Below are 18360 nucleotides of genomic sequence, written 5' to 3'. Positions count from 1 at the left end.
GACCGGCGCTTTAGCCGATAGTATTTTGTATTTTAACGAATTTTTTTGAACCAAAAAGGTTATGACATCGCTGTCTGTTGGTATTATAAACAGCGGCGATATGACATAATCTTAAAACTAGAATTTGACGTTTGCGGTTTTTTATATGTACAAAATATTTCAGCAGTGGATGCGGTCACGAGTCCAATGGTCATATCATTGGTGTTGGGACGCGGGCGGCTGCAGAACAAACGGGACGCAGCTCTAACGAGGGCAAGTGGAGATTAGGGAAATGAGAACAAAAACAAAGGCATTGGTCACAACGGCCCTGGCAGGCGCCCTCATTGCGGGCAGCGTGTACGCGCAGGATACGGCTGCTACCGCTGACGCGAATTCGGATGAAGTCATAGTCGTCGGCGTTCGTAAGAGCCTGCAGAAATCGCTGTCCGTTAAGCGCAAGGCTTCGGCGCACATCGACGTCATTACCGCGGAAGACGTCAGCAAGTTCCCGGACGTCAACGTGGCGGAATCGCTGTCGCGTCTGCCGGGTGTTACGGTCGATCGCTCCGGCGGCGGCGAAGGCGAAAAGATCGCTATCAACGGCGTAAACTCCCGCCTTATCAACGTTACGCTCAACGGTAACCCGATGGCGACGGCAAACACCGGCGCCAACAACCAGGATTCAGGCCGCAGCTTCAACCTCTCCAACCTGGCGCCGGAGCTGATCGGTGACGTTCAGGTCTACAAGACGACCGAAGCGCGTCTCGATGAAGGCGGTATCGGCGGCACGATTATCGTCAATTCGCGCAAGCCGCTGTCGCTGCCTGCGAACACCGTAACGCTTAACTTCAACTACAACCAGAACCAGCGGAATAAGGAAAGCGATCCACGTTATTCCATATTCTACAGCACCAAGGACGACAGCGGCCGTTTCGGCTTCCTGGCCAGCTACGCCTACAACAAGTCGGTTTTAGGTTCCGGCGGAATCGATGTCGATTATCAGGACGTTTGCCGCGCGGCCCATTGGGGCGGAGCGGGGTCCACGCCTACCTGTAACAGCGCGGGTACCGCGTTCACCAATGCTGCCTTCTTGCCAACCGTGACCAGCGGTCCCGCCCTTAAGCCGGGCATGATCGTTCCGACCTATGTTGCGTTGAGCTCGTCGCTGCAGAACCGCGAACGTCAGACTGGCCAGCTCGCCTTCCAGTTCCGCCCGACGGAAGACCTGGAATTCAACCTGACGGGCACCACGATCCAGAGTGACTATTCCAGCTACTCGCAGACCTTCCTGACCGATTTCAGTGTCGATTGGAATGAGCGAAACGCTTACGATTCCTACACCGTGGTGGGCAACAACCGGGTGGCCATCAATCCGACCAAGTTGACCTCGGTTACGACGACCGACGCCGGTGTCACCGGCGGTACAGGCCGTGTCGCCGTTCGCATGGACGAGTATTACAAGCGCTCGAACCTGCAAACCAATACGATCAACCTGGAATCGCGCTGGACGCCGGGTGAATGGGATTTCGTCACCAATATCGGTACGTCCAAGGCAACCGGCGGCGTGCAGCCGGAATACTATCTGAGCTTCTACGGCAATACCTCTGCAACCTGGGCTGTGACCCAGGACGGCGCCAGCCTCACCCTCGCGACGCCAGCGACCAACCCAAGCCTGTTCAAAACCCGCACCAAGGGCGAGCAGGCGGGCTTCGTGAAGACGGCTGAGACGGTGGATCAGTATGACTACTTCAAGTTCGATGCGAAGCGCCACATGTCGTGGGGCCCGGTGACGGAGATCCTGTTCGGCGCAAAGGTGCAAAAGCACATCAACAAGAACACGCCGCACTTCTACAACACCAACTTCCTGGCGACCGGCTCAATGGCCAATTTCGACACCTATCTCAGCGACCCGGTTCTGGTCGATGGTCTGGGTTCGTCGGGCGACCTGCTGTCCTATGTGGCTATGACCGAGCAGGCCGTAATCGATTATTCGATAGCCAACAAATCGCCGGGCAATGCCAATGGCGACTATCGTGACGCCGGGAACCTGTGGGACACCCAGGAAGACACTACGGGTGCCTACCTGCAGGCCAACTTCCGTCATGGCAAGTGGCACGGCGACGTCGGCGTCCGTTACGCCAAGACCGAGAACTCGCAGACCTACCGCTCCACCATGGACTACTATCCGTGGTCGGAAGAAATGATCTCGATCGATCGCAGCTACGATGACTTCCTACCGTCGTTCAACGCCGCCTATGACCTCACCGACGACATGATGGTTCGCTTCTCGGCGGGCAAGGTGATGTCGCGTCCGACGTTCGCGGACATGTCGGGCCAGGTCGAGTACAGCCTCGATCGTTATTCGACGGTGGGCGGTGCAGGCGCCAACTTCTTTGGCGGCAACGGCGGCAATCCGGATCTCCAGCCCTACCGCGCCACCAACTACAGCGCGTCCTATGAGTGGTACTTCGCGCCGAACAGCCTGTTTAACGTCGACCTGACGTTCAAGGATGTCGAAAGCTATATCGTCAAAAAGTATACCTTCATCGACGTTACCCTGCCGACTGGGGCGCTGGGCTATTGCCAAGGCACGGTCGGCCGCATGTGTAATCGCGTTGAAAAAATGCTGATCAACGCCCCATTCAATGGTGCCGATGCCAAGATTCCGGGCATTTCGGTCGGTTATCAGGGTGATATCGCTTACGGCTTCGGTATCCAGGCCAACGTCACCTGGCTGGGTGAGGAATACGGTTCCTATACCGACAAATACAACAGCACCTCGGGCAAGTTGCCCATGCCGTACCTGTCGAAGTGGAGCTACACGATTTCGCCGTACTACGAAAAGGGCCCAATCCAGGCGCGTGCGTCCTATACCTTCCGCACGAAGTACACGACACAGATCGGCAGCGAAACAACGGCTCCGCGATATATCGATGGCTGGGGCCAGCTCGACGCCTCTGCGTCCTACAATGTGAACGATCAGCTGTCGTTCAACGTTTCGGCGCAGAACATCCTGGATGACATGCAGCATCCATACACAAATGGCGGCTTGCCGCTGAGCTGGAGCAAGTACGGTACCCGCATCACCTTCGGTGCGACCTACCGCATCCGCTGATTGAGTAGCATTTTTAGTACCCTTGGCGCCCCTTTGTACCTTCCCTGAAGGGGCGCCACCTTCCTGAAACCGCCGCCGCTCTCAGCAAGGCGGGATCCGTCCAGGCAATGCTCCCTGTTGCCGGCGTCATCCCGACCGAAATTCCGGTCCCATGTGTGTCTGTCCGGTCGAAGTGGAGGGTTCAGGGATACGGCTGTGCCCGAAGGGATTGCTGACCCCTAAGGTCCCTTCGGGCCGGCCATAGTTTAAGTAGTGTTCGCGTTCGATAGTCTATCCCCGGACTTCTGTTTCAGCGTTCTCCCTAAGCACGTTCCCGTGCCACGGATTACGCTGAAACTTTTTTATTGACGCCGTCGCGTCATGAGGTCCGTCTTCGGGAAACTGGCTGAATCCGACATTGCCGGTAAGCCTCTGGAGATGCACGCATGACCCCCGACACCATTCGTTTCTCACGCCGTAACCTGCTTAGTGGATTTGCGGCCTTGGGGCTGTTGAGCGGAGGACTGGCAGGGCCGGTGCGTGCTGCCTCTAACGACAATACAACGCCCGATCAGCGCGACCAGGCCTGGCAAAAGGCCGCCCAGAAATACACACCCGAACGCAAGCGCTGGCTGGGCGAAGTCGAAAAGGGCGGCCGAGACGGCCCCTTCCGGCCCGACTGGGGCTCGCTGCAGGGTTTTTCCGTTCCGGAATGGTATGCCGACGCCAAGTTCGGCATCTTCATCCATTGGGGCGTCTATTCCATCCCGGCATTCGGCGGTGAGTGGTACTCCCGCAACATGTACGCCAAGGGCAATCCGGCCTACGACCACCACATCAAGACCTACGGCCCGCAGACGAAGTTCGGCTACAAGGACTTCATTCCCATGCTGAAGGCTGAGGCCTTCGATGCCAGCGATTGGGCGAAGCTGTTCAGTGCAGCCGGCGCCCGTTATGTTGTACCGGTCGCCGAACATCACGACGGCTTTTCGATGTTCGACAGCCATCTGTCGGACTATACCGCCGTCAAGATGGGACCCAAACGGGACGTACTGGCCGAAATCTCCAAGGCCGTGCGTGGCCAAGGCCTGCATTTTGCCCTGTCGTCGCACCGCGCCGAAAACAACTGGTTCTTCGACGAGGGCCGAAAGATCCCCTCGGACGTTTCCGATCCCGCCAATGCCGGCCTGTATGGCCCAGCGCAAAGCCGCATCCTGGGGGCAGGTGGCGACGCTGACCTGTTCGGTGACTACACCCACGTGTCGCAGGCCTGGCTCGATGACTGGCTGGCGCGGCAGGCGGAACTGGTCGAAAAATACGATCCGGAGCTGGTCTATTTCGACTGGTGGATCGGCCAGCCGTCCTTCCGCAATACCGTGCCGAAATTCCTGGCGTGGTACTACAACAAGGGCGCGCGCGAAGGCACTTCTGCCATCGTCAACTACAAGCTTGGCGAATTCGCCGATGGCGCCGGCGTGCTTGATATCGAACGCGGCCAGGCACCGGGTATCCGCAAGGACGTCTGGCAGACCTGCACCTCGATCAGCGACAAGTCGTGGGGCTATATCGAAAACGACACCTATAAGTCGCCGGCCCAGTTGATCCACCTGCTGGTCGATGTGGTGTCGAAGAACGGCAACCTGCTGCTCAATGTCGGGCCACACGCCAGCGGACGCATCCCCGACGGTGCGCGCGATACCCTGATGCAGATGGGCGCGTGGCTGAAGATCAATGGCGATGCCATCTATGGCGCACGCCCGTGGGTGACCTTCGGCGAAGGACCGACCGAGACCGCGTCCGGCAGCTTTGCCGAGAGCAAGTCGCGGTCCTACACGGCGCAGGATTTCCGCTTCACGGTCAAGGACGGCGTACTGCACGCCATCCAGATGGTCTGGCCCGACAGCGGCTCGGCGACGATCACCTCGATCCGCAGCGATTATCCAGTGAAAAAGGTAAGCCTGCTGGGTAGTGATGCGGCTGTTGTCTTTCGTCAGGATGCATCCGGTCTCGTGGTTACGCCGCCCGCCGACTCGCCGCGTCAGCTGGCCTATGTCTACCGCATCGAAACGCGTTGATTTTGTGAGGGCAGGGGCCGGGCCTACCTTCGTCAGAACGTAATTTAACCTGGAGTGACCTATGAATCTGCTGCGACCTGCCCGAACCATCCTGATGACGTTTGGTGCGATCGGCGCCCTGTGCGCAGCGCCGGCGGTCGCGGCACAGGCCCCGCTGATTCCGTATCCTGCCGAATTGAAGGCCGCACCTGGCCGCCTGACGATTGATAATGGCAGCACGGTCTGCGTCACCGGTCCTTCCAGCCAGGCCACGGCGACCTACCTGATCGGACTGGTCAAGACCCTGCGCGGGATCGATCTGACAGCGGGGACGTGCGGCCAGGGCAGCATCACGCTCACCCTCGATCCCGCTGCCCCCGTCGAAGCGCGCGAAGGCTACGATCTGAGCGTCACCAGGTCGGGTGTCGTCATCCGCGCCCGCACCCAGGCCGGTCTCTTCTACGGCGCGGTGACCCTGGGGCAGTTGCTGAGCCCGGACGAACGCTTCGGCACGCCAGTGAAGCTCGACGGTGTCGCGATCCACGATTATCCGCGCTATGGCTGGCGTGGGCTGATGATCGATCCGGCGCGCCACTTCCTGCCTGTGGCTGACCTCAAGGTCATGATCGACCAGATGGCGCAGCACAAGCTCAACACACTTCACCTGCACCTGAGCGACGATCAGGGCTGGCGCATCGAGATCAAGCGCTACCCCTACCTGACAAAAATCGGCGCTTGGCGCACGCCGCCATCCAATGGCGGACCCGGCAGCCCGGTCGAGCCCCATGGCGGCTTCTATACCCAGGAAGATATCCGCGATCTCGTTGCCTATGCCGGCGCCCGCAACATCACCATCGTGCCGGAAATCGATATGCCCGGTCATGCTCAGGCAGCGGTCGCCTCCTATCCCGAGATCGGCATCCGCGACCTGAAAAACGGCGGCGACCAGCCCAAGGTCTCGACCGACTGGGGCGTCAATCCGTACCTGTTCAACACCGATGAACCAAGCCTGACCTTTATCCGCAACGTGCTGGATGAGGTGATGGACCTGTTCCCGTCGACCTACATTCACGTCGGTGGCGACGAGGCTGTGAAAAACCAGTGGGAGCAGTCCAAGGCGGTCCAGGCGCACATCAAGGCGCTGGGCCTGAAGGACGAGCACCAGATGCAGACCTGGTTCATCGACCAGCTGGGCGCCTATCTCAACAGCAAGGGCCGCCGCCTGATCGGCTGGGATGAGATCCTCGAAGGCGGTATCCCCAAGACTGCCGCCATCATGTCATGGCGCGGCACCAAGGGGGCTGTCACCGCCGCGCAGGCCGGCCACGACGTCGTCCTGTCGCCGACCAATCCGCTCTATTTCGACAACCTGCAAAGCAAGCGGAATGACGAGCCGGCCGCGCGTGGCTGGGTCGTGCCTCTGGCCGATGTCTACAAGTTCGAGGCCACGCCGCCGGAACTGACGGCCGAACAGGGCAAGCACGTCCTGGGCGCGCAGGCCAATCTGTGGAGTGAATTCCTGATGTCGGGCTGGTACGTGCAACACGCCGCTTTCCCGCGCAGCGATGCTCTTTCGGAAGCCCTGTGGTCGCCAAAAGCCGTGCGCAGCTGGCCGTCCTTCCTCGACCGCCTGCCGGCGCAGATGGCGCGCTATCGCAGACAGGATATCGGCGCATCGGATGCCGCTTTCGCTGTCGACTTTTCCCTTGGCGACGGCCGGAACGGCGCGCTGGCCACCGGTAAAACGAAGATGACGCTCAGCAACCAGGTCAAATCCGGCGTCATCCGCTATACGCTCGATGGCTCCGAGCCGACCACGTCGTCATCCGTCTATTCAAAGCCGCTGGAGGTCAGCCTGGGCCAGACGGTGCAGGCGCGCGCCTTTACGCGTGACGGCCTGGCGCTGGCCGAAATCGACCGCTACGACCTCTCCACCGACACGCTTCTGACCCGCGTCAGCCAGGAACTCGAAGCCTGCGGGGACGGGGCGCTTGGCATGCGCATGCCGCTGACGCCGGATTCCCCGGCCAGGGCGCCCGTTTACAATGTCGACATCTTCAACGCCTGCTGGACCTATCCGGCGGCGCGCCGTGACGGTGTGGTGAGCATAACCGTCGACTATGCCCGCCTGGCCCGCAACTACGGCCTGGCCAACGAAGCCTTCAAGGTCCGCCTGCAACCTCGCCAGACGCCTTACGGCGAACTGGTCATCCGCCGCGATGGCTGCGAGGGACCGGAAGAGGCGCGCATACCGCTGACCGATCCGGCGACCAGCCCGAACACCGGCGCGCTGACGGCGCCCCTGCCAGCGGTGACGGGCGACCACGCCCTGTGCTTGATCTTCACCGCGCCGATCGATGGGCCTTACTACGCCATCGGATCGGTCAAGCTGAACCTGAACTGAGGTCCGTCATGTTGAAATCCATTTCGAGGAGTCTGATCTCCATGTCGGTTCTGTTGATGACTACGGGCAGTGCCGTAGCCGCTGCCCCACAGGTGCAAAAGCTCGACACAGGCTGGAGCTTCCGGCTGGCGCCCGATGACGCCGCGCGCGCCGACTATCCGTGGGCGGCCGACTGGATGAAGGCCACCGTGCCCGGCACGACCCAAAGCGACCTTCTGGCGCTGAAAAAGATGCCGGACCCTTACGTATCGGACAACGAAGCCAAGGTGCAATGGGTCGGTCTGTCCGACTGGCAGTACCAGACCGAAATCATCGTCAGCGCAGAGACGCTGAAGCGCGACCACGTCGAACTCGTTTTCGAAGGGCTCGACACCTTCGCCGAGGTGTCGGTCAATGGCACAAAGGTTCTGGCGGCCAACAACATGTTCCGCGGCTGGCGCGTGCCGGTGAAAGGTGTGCTGAAAGCCGGCGTCAACATCATCACGGTCGATCTCGACTCGCCGCTGAAAAAGATGAAGCCGCTGGTCGCTGGCTTGCCCTATGTCATGCCCGGCGCCTATGACTCCTTGTTCGGCGATGAGCCGCTGGGCCGCAATTCCTCGACCTATGTCCGCAAGGCCGGCTATCACTATGGTTGGGACTGGGGTCCGCGCATCGTGACGCTCGGCGTCTGGAAGCCGGTCAAGCTGGAAGCGTGGGACAATGCCCGCCTGGCCGATTTCCACGTCGCGCAACTGCATCTCGACGACACCGTGGCCGCGCTAAACGCATCCTTCGATATCCAGTCCGACAAGGTCCAGACCGTCCGCGTTCGCACCGACATCACCGCGCCCGATGGCACGGTCAAGACGGTCACCCAGGATGCCGCGCTCTTTCCCGGCCTGACTCCCGTCACCGTGCCGGTGCAGATCGAAAAGCCTCAGCGCTGGTGGCCGGTGGGGCTGGGCAAGCCCAACCTCTATACGGTCAAGGCCACCATCTATCAGGGCGACGACGTCATTGGCGAATATACCCGCCGCATTGGCCTGCGCACGACGGAAATCCGCCGTCAGAAAGACCAGTGGGGCACGAGCTTCGAACTGGTGATCAACGGCGTGCCAGTCTTCGCCAAGGGCGCCAACCTGATCCCGTTCGACATGATCCCGACGCGCGTGACACCCGCCCAGCAGGACCACATCCTGCAATCGGCCGTCGACGCCAATATGAATATGCTGCGCATCTGGGGCGGCGGCACCTATCAGGACGACCACGTCTACGACAAGGCCGACGAACTGGGCCTGATGATCTGGCAGGACTTCATGTTCGGCGGGGCCATCATCCCCTATGACCGCGACTTCCGCGAGAACACCCGTGTCGAGGCAGTCGAGCAGGTCAAGCGCCTGCGCAACCACCCCTCGATCGTCATCTGGGCCGGCAATAACGAAGTCCAGACCGATTGGGAAAACTGGGGCGGCGGCACCGCAGAGCTGAAAAAGACCGCAACGCCGGAAGAGCGCGACCGCATTATCACCGGCATGGTGCGCATGTTCGACCAGGTGCTGCGCGGCGCGGTCGACCAGAATGCACCGGGCACGCCCTACTGGGCGTCTTCCCCGTCGACGGACTATGACGGTCCGGCCGATCAGGACAGCGAAGGCGACCGCCACTACTGGAGCGTCTGGGGCGGCAGCAAGCCGGTCGAGGAATATCTCAACGTCACGCCGCGCTTCATGAGCGAATACGGCCTGCAATCCTTCCCGGTGATGGCGACAATCCGGTCGTTCGCCAGTGACAAGGACATGGCGCCCGAGGCACCAGTCATGCGCGGCCACCAGAAGTTCGACAAGGGCAATGGCAACAAGCGTCTGATGCTCTACATCGAGAATAACTACGGCACGCCGAAGAGGTTTGAAGACTTCGTCTATCTGTCGCAACTGATGCAGGCCGACGGCATCGAGCTGGCCGGCCTCCATCACCGCGCCATGCGGCCGCGCACCATGGGGTCGCTGTACTGGCAGATGAACGACGTCTGGCCGGGGGCATCGTGGTCGAGCATCGACTATTACGGCCGCTGGAAGGCGCTGAACTACCGCGCCAAGCGCTTCTATGCGCCGCTGGCGGTGGGGGCACTGCGCCGCAACGGCGAGACCGAAGTGAACCTGCTGTCCGATTTGACGGCGGACAAGGCGGTGACCTGGCGCGTGCGTGTTGTCGACTTCACCGGCAAGCAACTCAGCGAAAAGACTGGTCAGACTACGGTCAGGGCGATGACCAGTGTCGTCGCCACCAAGTTCAGCGATGCCGATCTGTTCGGTGGCGCCGATGCGAAGTCCGCCCAGGCCGTTGTCGAACTGCTCGATGGTGAAACTGTCATCGCCAAAACCCATGCCTATGCGGCGGCGACCAAGGCGCTGAACTGGACCGATCCGAAACTGACCTGGCAGCTTAAGCCGGTATCCGGCGGCTTCGACCTGACCCTGTCTGCCAAGGCGGCAGCGCGTGGTGTCTGGATCGATACCGGCACCGTCAAGGCGCAACTGAGCGACAACAGCTTTGATCTTTCCGGCGGGGAAACAGTAACCATCCGTGTACTGACGGAAGCTTCGGCAGCCGCGCTGAAAAAGGCGCTGAAGGTCCAGTCCTACTACAATTCCGCAAAGGTGAACTGATGAGCACCCGTTTGCTGTCTTGCCTGATGGTCACGGCGCTGATGCCCCTGGCCGTCATGGCAAAGCCTGCCGCCAAGGACCCTGAAACGACGATCCAGCAGATGACCCTGCCGGAAAAAGTGGCGCAGCTTCAGGCGACCGCACCGGCCATTCCGCGCCTCGGCGTCACCGGCTATAACTGGTGGAACGAAGGTCTGCACGGTGTTGCGCGCGCCGGTTGGGCAACCGTGTTTCCGCAAGCCATCGGCCTGGCCGCCACCTGGGATGAAGCTCTGCTGCACGATGTCGGCGATGTCGTGGCGACCGAAGCCCGCGCCAAGTTCAATGCCGTCGGCGCCAATAAGGACCATGGCCGTTATCAGGGGCTGACCATCTGGTCGCCGAATATCAACATCTTCCGCGATCCGCGCTGGGGCCGGGGCCAGGAGACCTATGGCGAAGATCCGTATCTGACGGGCGCGCTCGGCACCGCGTTTGTGCAGGGCCTGCAGGGGCCTGACCCGCTGCACCCCAAGACCATCGCCTCGGTCAAACACTTCGCCGTCCACTCCGGGCCCGAAGCCGGCCGCCATGGCTTCGATGTCGACAGTTCGCCCTATCACCGCGAAGCGACCTATCTGCCGGCCTTCCGTCAGGTGGTGACCGAAGGCGGCGCGCAGTCGATCATGTGCGCCTACAATTCGCTGCACGGCGTGCCGGCCTGTGCGTCGGCGGACCTGCTCGACACAACCCTGCGCAAGGACTGGGGTTTCAAGGGCTTTGTCGTTACCGACTGCGATGCGGTCGAAGATATGTATGCCTTCCATTTCTATCGTCCGGAGCCGGAAGAAAACGCCGCCGAGGCGTTGAAGGCCGGTACTGACCTCAATTGCGGCAAGTATTACAGCCACCTCGAAGGCGCGGTAAAGCAGGGTCTCGTCCGCGAGGCAGACGTCGACACCGCCGTCCGCCGCCTGTGGACCGCGCGCACGCGTCTTGGCCTCGACGGCGCGCCAAGCCCCTACCATACAATCGACGCCAAGCAGATCCACATGGCCGATGCCGCCGCGCTGGCACTGAAGGCGGCGCGCCAGTCGATCGTACTGCTGAAAAACGACGGTGTCCTGCCGCTGAAAGCCGATGCGAAGATCGCGGTCGTCGGCCCCAATGCCGACACGCTCGAAGTCCTGCGCGCCAACTATCACGGCGCGCTGATCGATCCGGTGACGCCGCTGGCGGCGCTGCGCAAGACCTATAAATCCGTCGCCTATGCTCAAGGCGCCAATGTCGCCGAAGGTGTCGCCATCCCCGTTCCGGAAACGGCGCTGTCGTCGGCCGGGCAGGCGGGCCTGAAGGGCGAATATTTCGACAATCCGGACTTCAAGGGCAAGCCGGTCCTGACCCGCACCGACCGGACGGTCAATCTCGACCTCTACAATGTCGCGCCCGTCAAGGCGTTGGAAAACAAGCCCTACAGCATCCGCTGGACGGGTGAGGTTACCCCGCCGGCGGCCGGTGATTACAACCTGAAAATCTACATGGAGCGCTGCTGGGAGTGCGACAACAAGCACGACGCCGTCGCGCTGTTTGTCGACGACAAGCAGGTCATCCAGGACCTTGGCGAAGGCAAGACCTTGAGTGCCGACGTCCGCTTCGACGATGCCAAACCGCGCAAGGTCCGGCTTGAGTTCCGCCATGTCGGCGGCGACTGGGGCGTGCGCCTGCAATGGCAGGCGCCGCAGGATGCTCAAATCAACGAGGCCCTGACGGCCGCAAGGGACGCTGACGCCGTAGTCGCCTTTGTCGGCCTGTCGCCGGATATCGAAGGCGAGGAACTGTCAATCCTGGTGCCCGGCTTCGATCGCGGTGATCGCACCGACCTCAGCCTGCCGGCGCGCCAGGATGCCTTGCTCAAAGGCTTGAAAGCCACGGGCAAGCCGCTGATCGTCGTCAACCTGTCCGGTGGCGCCGTCGCGCTCAACTGGGCCAAGGACAACGCCGACGCCCTGCTGCAAGCCTGGTATCCGGGCGAGGCGGGCGGCACGGCCATCGCCGAAACCCTGACGGGCCAGAACAATCCGTCGGGCCGCCTGCCGGTGACCTTCTATCGTTCGGTGCAGGACCTGCTGCCCTTCATCGACTACCGCATGGACAACCGGACCTATCGCTACTTCACCGGCGAACCGCTCTATGGCTTCGGCTATGGCCTGTCCTACACGACCTTCGGCTACAGCAATCTCCGCCTGTCGGAAAGTTCGCTCAACGCCGGGCAGGGGCTCAAGGTCACCGCGACCGTCACTAATACTGGCCAAGTCGCCAGTGACGAGGTTGCCCAGCTTTACCTGACGCCGCCGGCCGATGCACAAAAGCTGAAATACAGCCTGGCGGGCTTTACGCGCCTGCACCTCAAGCCCGGCGAAAGCCGCGACGTCACCTTCGACCTGACGCCGCGCGAACTGTCGACCGTCAGCCGCCGCGGCGAACGCGCCCAGCGGCCCGGCACCTACGGCCTCTTTGTTGGCGGAGGGCAACCCGGCCCGTCTGGCGTCAGCAAGGATGTCATCCTGACGGGCACCCAAGCCCTCCCGAAATAGTGAGTAGCCTAATGACTTCCCGCAGAGATTTCCTCGCCGCCATGACCGCGTTTTCGGCCGCCGCCGCCGGTCTCGTTCCCGCTGGTGCGGCGCTCGCCGCCAATCCGCGTTTCGGCATTGTCGGCGACGACTTTGTCCTCGACGGCAAGCCGCTGCACCTGATGGCCGGTGAGATGCACTATCCGCGCATCCCGCGCGAACTGTGGCGCGACCGCCTACGCAAGCTAAAGGCGCTGGGGCTGAATACCCTGTCGACCTATGTCTTCTGGAACGCCCACGAAAAGCGCAAGGGCATCTATGACTTCACTGGCAATCTCGACCTGGCGGCGTGGATAAAGACGGCGCAGGAAGAGGGCCTGTGGGTGCTGCTGCGCCCCGGTCCCTATATCTGCGGTGAGTGGGACAATGGCGGCTATCCTGGCTGGGTGCTGAACGATCCGGACATCCGTCCGCGCTCGCTCGATCCGCGTTATATGGCGCCGTCTGGTGCGTGGCTGAAGCGCATCGGCCAGGAGGTCGCACATCTTGAGATCGACCGCGGCGGTCCGATCCTGATGACCCAGGTCGAAAACGAATATGGCTCGTTCGGTAACGACCTGACCTATATGCGCGCCGTCAAGGACCAGATCCGCGCCGCGGGTTTTGCCGGCGCGCTCTACACGGTCGATGGCGCTGCCGTCATCGAGAACGGCGCCTTGCCGGAGATGTTCAACGGCATCAATTTCGGCACCCACGACAAGGCCCGCGTCGAGTTCGAACGCTTCGGCAAGTTCAAGACGTCGGGTCCACGCATGTGCACCGAACTGTGGGGCGGCTGGTTCGACCATTTCGGTGAGATGCACTCGTCCATGCCGATCCCGCCGCTGATCGACAGTCTGAAATGGATGCTGGAAAACAAGATCTCAATCAGCTTCTACATGCTGCACGGCGGCACGTCGTATGGCTTCGACGCCGGCGCCAATTTCGACAAGAACAGCAAGACCTATCAGCCGGATATCTCCAGCTACGACTACGACGCCATGCTGGACGAGGCGGGTAGGCCAACGCCAAAGTACGAAGCCGCCAAGGCGCTGTTCCAGAATTTCCTGCCCAAGGAGCGCTTTACGGCGATGCCGGAGCCGGAGAAGGCCATCGACATCAAGCGCTTCCGCTTGCATGAAAAAGCCTCGCTGTGGCAGTTGCTCGGCAAGCCGGTGACGGCGCCCAAGCCGCGCACCCTGGAACAGCTCGAACAGCCGCACGGCATGATCCTCTATCGCCACAAGGCGAAGGCGGCCGCGAAGGGCGCGCTGACATTCGGCGAGGTCCGTGACTACGCGCAGGTGTCGGTTGATGGCGTGCCGGCCGGCGTGCTCGACCGCCGCTATCACGAGACCACGCTCGATATCGCCGCGAAAAAGGGCAAAAACATCGACGTAATGGTCGATATCATGGGCCGCATCAATTACGGCGACCAGATCGGCAAGGACCAGAAGGGCCTGATCGGCGACGTGACGCTGAATGGTGCGGTGCTCGAAGGCTGGGAGCACTACGGCCTGCCGCTTGACGATCTCAGTGCCTTGCGCTTTTCGACCGAACACGTCACGGGGCCGGCTTTTTATCGCGACGCCTTCGACCTGACCGAGGTTGGCTATACCTTCCTGGATATGCGCGGCTGGGGTAAGGGCTATGCCTGGGTCAACGGCCACAACCTCGGTCGTCACTGGTCGGTCGGCCCGCAGCACGCCTTATTTGTGCCGGCGCCTTACCTGAAGGTCGGCCGCAACGAGATCATCGTGCTGGACCTGCACGACGGCGCCGAACGTTCGGTCGCCGGCGGCAAGAACCAGATCTGGGACCGCCCGGGTCTGGTGCAAATCTAAGGGGCTATGATGCAACGCAGGCAACTCATTCTCGGTGTGGCAGCGGCGGCGGTTAGCTTCGCCGCCACGCGCGCCCTGGCCGAAATCCCGGCCATGTCGCCGGTCGTCGCCAGCGGCAAGCGCCCACTGGCCGCGACGCGCAAATTCCCCAATGCCTCAGTCGAAGCCCTGATCAAGAAGACAGTCAAGTCGATCGGCGATCCGGAACTGGCGCGCCTGTTCGAAAACTGCTTCCCCAATACGCTCGACACCACGGTGACGACGGGGACGGTCGACGGCAAGCCAGACACCTTTGTCATCACCGGCGATATCAATGCCCTGTGGCTGCGCGACTCGTCGGTCCAGGTCGAACCCTATGTCGCCCTGGCGGCCAAGGATGCGGCGCTCAGGACGATGTTCCACGGCCTGTTTCAGCGCCAGGCGCGCTGCATCCTGATCGATCCTTATGCCAACGCCTACATGCGCGATCCGACGGCCAAGACCGACCTGTCCTGGTCGCTGACCGACCAGACCGACATGAAGCCAGGCGTCGCCGAGCGCAAATGGGAGGTCGATTCCCTTTGCTATCCGATCCGTCTGGCCAGCCAGTATATCGAAGCGACCGGCGACACCGCGCCGTTCGACGCCACCTGGCAGGCAGCAATGCGGACGGTGCTCAAGACCTTCCGCGAGCAGCAGCGCAAGGACAATGACGGGCCCTATCGCTTCAACCGCACGGCGTCGGAACCGACCGAGACCCTGCCGCGCGGCTATGGCTGGCCGACGAAATATACGGGCATGATCCATTCCGGCTTCCGGCCGTCGGACGACGCCTGCACCTATCCGTACTTCATTCCGGGCAATGCCTTTGCCCTGGTCAGCCTGCGTCAGCTGGCGAAACAGGCCGATGCCATGGGGCTTGATCCGGTCTTTGCCGTCGACTGCCTGGCCCTGGCGGGCGAGGTCGAACGCGGGCTATATGTTTACGGCCGCACCAAGGACAAGGACGGCAACGCCATCCTGGCCTATGAGGTCGACGGTTTCGGCAATGAACTGTTCATGGACGATGCCAATGTCCCGAGCCTGTTGAGCCTGCCTTACTTAGGTTTCTGCGCCAAGGACGACCCGCTGTACCTGCGCACCCGCGCTGCGACCTTAAGCGCACGCAATCCCTACTATTACGACGGCAAGGTGCTGAAGGGCATCGGCAGCCCGCACTCCGGGCTCAACACGGTCTGGCCGATTTCGCTGATGATGCAGGCCTTGACCTCCACCAGTGACGACGAAATCCGCGACTGCCTGCGTATGCTGAAAGTCGCCGCCGGCCCGCGCGGTTTCATGAACGAAAGCGTCGGCAAGGACGACGCCGCAGCCTTTACGCGGTCGTGGTTTGCCTGGGCCAACAGCCTGTTCGGCACGCTGATCCTGCACCTGGCGGCTGAAAAGCCGCACCTTCTGGCCTGAGGTCCCTGATGCTGTCCCGCCGTCAGGTCCTAGCCGGAACTGCTGCCATAACGGCCTTGCCTGCGCATGCTTGGGCCGGTCCGGTCAATCTGTGCGACCATGTCGATCCATTCATCGGCACAGGTGGGCATGGGCATCTCTATCCCGGTGCGACCGTGCCGTTCGGCATGGTGCAGTTGAGCCCCGACACCAGCAATGACCGCTGGGATTCGTGCTCGGGCTACCATCAGTCGGACGGCTCGATCATGGGCTTTTCGCATACCCACCTGAGTGGCACTGGCTGCCCCGACATGCTGGATGTCCTGCTGGTGCCGGCGACGGGGCCGGTGCATCTGGAGCCCGGACCGCTCGACAATCCCGATCTCGGCTACCGCTCGCGCTATGATCGCGAAACCGAGACGGCGCGGCCCGGCTATTACAGCGTCCACCTGACCGACACCCGCATCCGCGCCGAGCTGACGGCGACCAACCGCACCGGCCTGCATCGCTATACGTTTCCGCAAGGCGAGGCCGGGCACATCCTGCTCGACTTCGTCCACGGCGGCAAAAAGTGGTGGGGCGAGAACCGAGAGATGGTGCTCGATAATGCGCACCTGAAGCTGATCGGCAACGACACCATTATCGGTGGCCGTCAGGTGTTTCAATGGGCCTCCGGGCGCTGGACCTTCTTTGCTCTCAAACTGTCGCGGCCGGTATGGCGCGTACAGTTTTATAGCGATAATCAGCCGACGGACGGTTCTGAAGTTCGGGGCAAAAATCTCAAGGCCGCGTTGCATTTCCCCGATGCCGGCGAGGCGCCGCTGCTGGTCAAGGTCGGGATTTCCGCCGTCGATGCCGAAGGCGCCCTGCGCAATCTCGAATCTGAGCTGCCGGACTTCGATTTCGACCGGGTGCATGCGGCCGCGCGCAATGCCTGGGAAACGGAGCTGTCCAAGGTCCGGGCCACCTTTAGCGACGATGTCGATCAGCGCATCTTCTACACCGCTCACTATCACATGCTGCTGGCGCCGACCGTCTTTCACGACGTCGATCGGCGTTATCGTGGCATGGACAACGCAGTCCATACGCTGAAGCCGGGCGAGGCCAACTACTCGACCTACAGCCTGTGGGACACCTACCGCGCCGTCCATCCGTTCTTCACGATCACCCAGGCCGACCGGGTGCCGGGCATGGTCGGCGGGCTGGTGCGCATGGGCCAACAGAGCCCGACAGGCGTGCCGATCTGGCCGTTGCAGGGGCGCGAGACCGACATGATGATTGGCTATCACGCTGCGGCCGTCATGGCCGAGGCCGCCGTCAAGGGTTTCAAAGGCATCGACTACAAGGCGGGCCTCGAAGTCTTGTCCAAACGCGCCTTTGTCGATGATGTCCACGGTCTCGGGCTCTATCGCCAACTGGGCTATATCCCCGCTGATAAGGTCGACGAGGCCGTGTCGCGTACCCTGGAGTATGCCTATAGCGACTGGTGCACCTCGAAACTGGCCTCGGAAATCGGCGCGCGCAAGACGGCAGAGACGCTGCGCAGCCGTTCGCGCAACTATCGCAATCTGTTCGACCGCGATATCGGTTTTGTCCGCGGCCGCTGCGCTGACGGGACCTGGGTCACGCCCTATAATCCGCATTCACTCGGCCACGACCAGACGAAGTGGCGCGACTATACCGAGACCAATGGCTGGCAGGCGACCTTCCTCAATCAGCACGACATCTACGCCTATGCGGACCTGTTTGGTGGCTTGAAGGCCTATGAGGCCAAACTCGACGCCCTGTTCGTCGAGCCGGCCAATGCCGAGGAAAAGTCGCTGGCCGACATTACCGGCCTGGTCGGGCAATATGCCCACGGCAATGAGCCCAGCCACCACGTCGCCTATCTCTATGCCTATACTGGCAGCCCGTATAAGACCCAGGCCCGCGTCCGCGAGCTCATGCGCGACATGTATCGCGCAGCGCCTGACGGTCTGGAAGGCAATGAGGACTGCGGCCAGATGAGCGCCTGGTACCTGATGAGCGCGTTGGGTCTGTACCCGGTCGATCCGGTCAGCGGGACCTATGTCTTTGGCTCGCCGCTGGTGCGCAAGGCCGAGGTCGATTTGGCCAAGGGCAAGAAGCTGGTCATCGAAGCGTCGGCCAATAATGCCGAAAACGTCTACGTTCAGGGCATAAGCTGGAACGGCAAACCCTATACGAAAAGCTATATCCGCCATGCCGATCTGGTGCGTGGCGGCACTTTGCGCTTTGATATGGGCGCGACACCCAACACCGCCTTTGGCGACAATCCGGGCGACCGTCCGCCGTCCTTTAGTTGA

At 61.7% G+C, this 18360-nt stretch carries 8 protein-coding genes; all 8 read left to right on the top strand.

Annotated elements, in window-relative coordinates; genetic code table 11:
* Positions 1 to 271 precede the first annotated feature (271 nt).
* The 8 genes from AC1DON_RS14035 (at position 272) to AC1DON_RS14000 (ending at position 18360) form a co-directional block, all read left to right on the top strand.
* The gene (locus AC1DON_RS14035; protein WP_476935434.1) at positions 272 to 3094 is read left to right on the top strand and encodes a TonB-dependent receptor; all 2823 of its coding nucleotides are present in this window, start codon (positions 272 to 274) and stop codon (positions 3092 to 3094) included.
* Positions 3095 to 3519: 425 nt separating this feature from the next.
* Positions 3520 to 5148, top strand: coding sequence for an alpha-L-fucosidase (locus tag AC1DON_RS14030; RefSeq protein WP_476935433.1), 1629 nt, complete (start codon positions 3520 to 3522; stop codon positions 5146 to 5148).
* Positions 5149 to 5209: 61 nt separating this feature from the next.
* Positions 5210 to 7531: a beta-N-acetylhexosaminidase gene (locus AC1DON_RS14025; RefSeq protein ID WP_476935432.1), complete on the top strand. Its 2322-nt coding sequence runs from the start codon at positions 5210 to 5212 to the stop codon at positions 7529 to 7531.
* Between the two features lie 41 nt (positions 7532 to 7572).
* Positions 7573 to 10179 carry a beta-mannosidase gene (locus AC1DON_RS14020; protein ID WP_476935431.1) on the top strand — a complete coding sequence of 869 codons (2607 nt, stop codon included), beginning with the start codon at positions 7573 to 7575 and terminating at the stop codon, positions 10177 to 10179.
* On the top strand, positions 10179 to 12752 hold the full coding sequence (locus tag AC1DON_RS14015; protein WP_476935430.1) for a glycoside hydrolase family 3 C-terminal domain-containing protein: 2574 nt from the start codon (positions 10179 to 10181) through the stop codon (positions 12750 to 12752). Before AC1DON_RS14020 ends, AC1DON_RS14015 begins: the two co-directional genes overlap by 1 nt.
* Positions 12753 to 12763: 11 nt before the next feature.
* Positions 12764 to 14614 (top strand): glycoside hydrolase family 35 protein, encoded by a 1851-nt coding sequence (locus AC1DON_RS14010; protein ID WP_476935429.1) that lies wholly within the window; start codon positions 12764 to 12766, stop codon positions 14612 to 14614.
* Positions 14615 to 14623: 9 nt separating this feature from the next.
* Positions 14624 to 16057: a glycoside hydrolase family 125 protein gene (locus AC1DON_RS14005; protein WP_476935428.1), complete on the top strand. Its 1434-nt coding sequence runs from the start codon at positions 14624 to 14626 to the stop codon at positions 16055 to 16057.
* Between the two features lie 8 nt (positions 16058 to 16065).
* A complete protein-coding gene (locus AC1DON_RS14000; RefSeq protein ID WP_476935427.1) occupies positions 16066 to 18360 on the top strand; it encodes a GH92 family glycosyl hydrolase in 2295 nt (764 codons plus the stop codon).

The sequence above is a fragment of the Asticcacaulis sp. P4_H10 genome, assembly GCF_056400965.1.
This window is presented reverse-complemented; position numbering and strand designations above follow the sequence as displayed.

Excerpts from the sequence above, each read along its gene's own strand:
- AC1DON_RS14005 (WP_476935428.1), top strand. The coding sequence starts at position 14,624 with ATGCAACGCAGGCAACTCATTCTCGGTGTGGCAGCGGCGGCGGTTAGC.
- AC1DON_RS14025 (WP_476935432.1), top strand. The coding sequence starts at position 5,210 with ATGAATCTGCTGCGACCTGCCCGAACCATCCTGATGACGTTTGGTGCG.
- AC1DON_RS14000 (WP_476935427.1), top strand. The coding sequence starts at position 16,066 with ATGCTGTCCCGCCGTCAGGTCCTAGCCGGAACTGCTGCCATAACGGCC.
- AC1DON_RS14015 (WP_476935430.1), top strand. The coding sequence starts at position 10,179 with ATGAGCACCCGTTTGCTGTCTTGCCTGATGGTCACGGCGCTGATGCCC.
- AC1DON_RS14010 (WP_476935429.1), top strand. The coding sequence starts at position 12,764 with ATGACTTCCCGCAGAGATTTCCTCGCCGCCATGACCGCGTTTTCGGCC.
- AC1DON_RS14020 (WP_476935431.1), top strand. The coding sequence starts at position 7,573 with ATGTCGGTTCTGTTGATGACTACGGGCAGTGCCGTAGCCGCTGCCCCA.
- AC1DON_RS14030 (WP_476935433.1), top strand. The coding sequence starts at position 3,520 with ATGACCCCCGACACCATTCGTTTCTCACGCCGTAACCTGCTTAGTGGA.
- AC1DON_RS14035 (WP_476935434.1), top strand. The coding sequence starts at position 272 with ATGAGAACAAAAACAAAGGCATTGGTCACAACGGCCCTGGCAGGCGCC.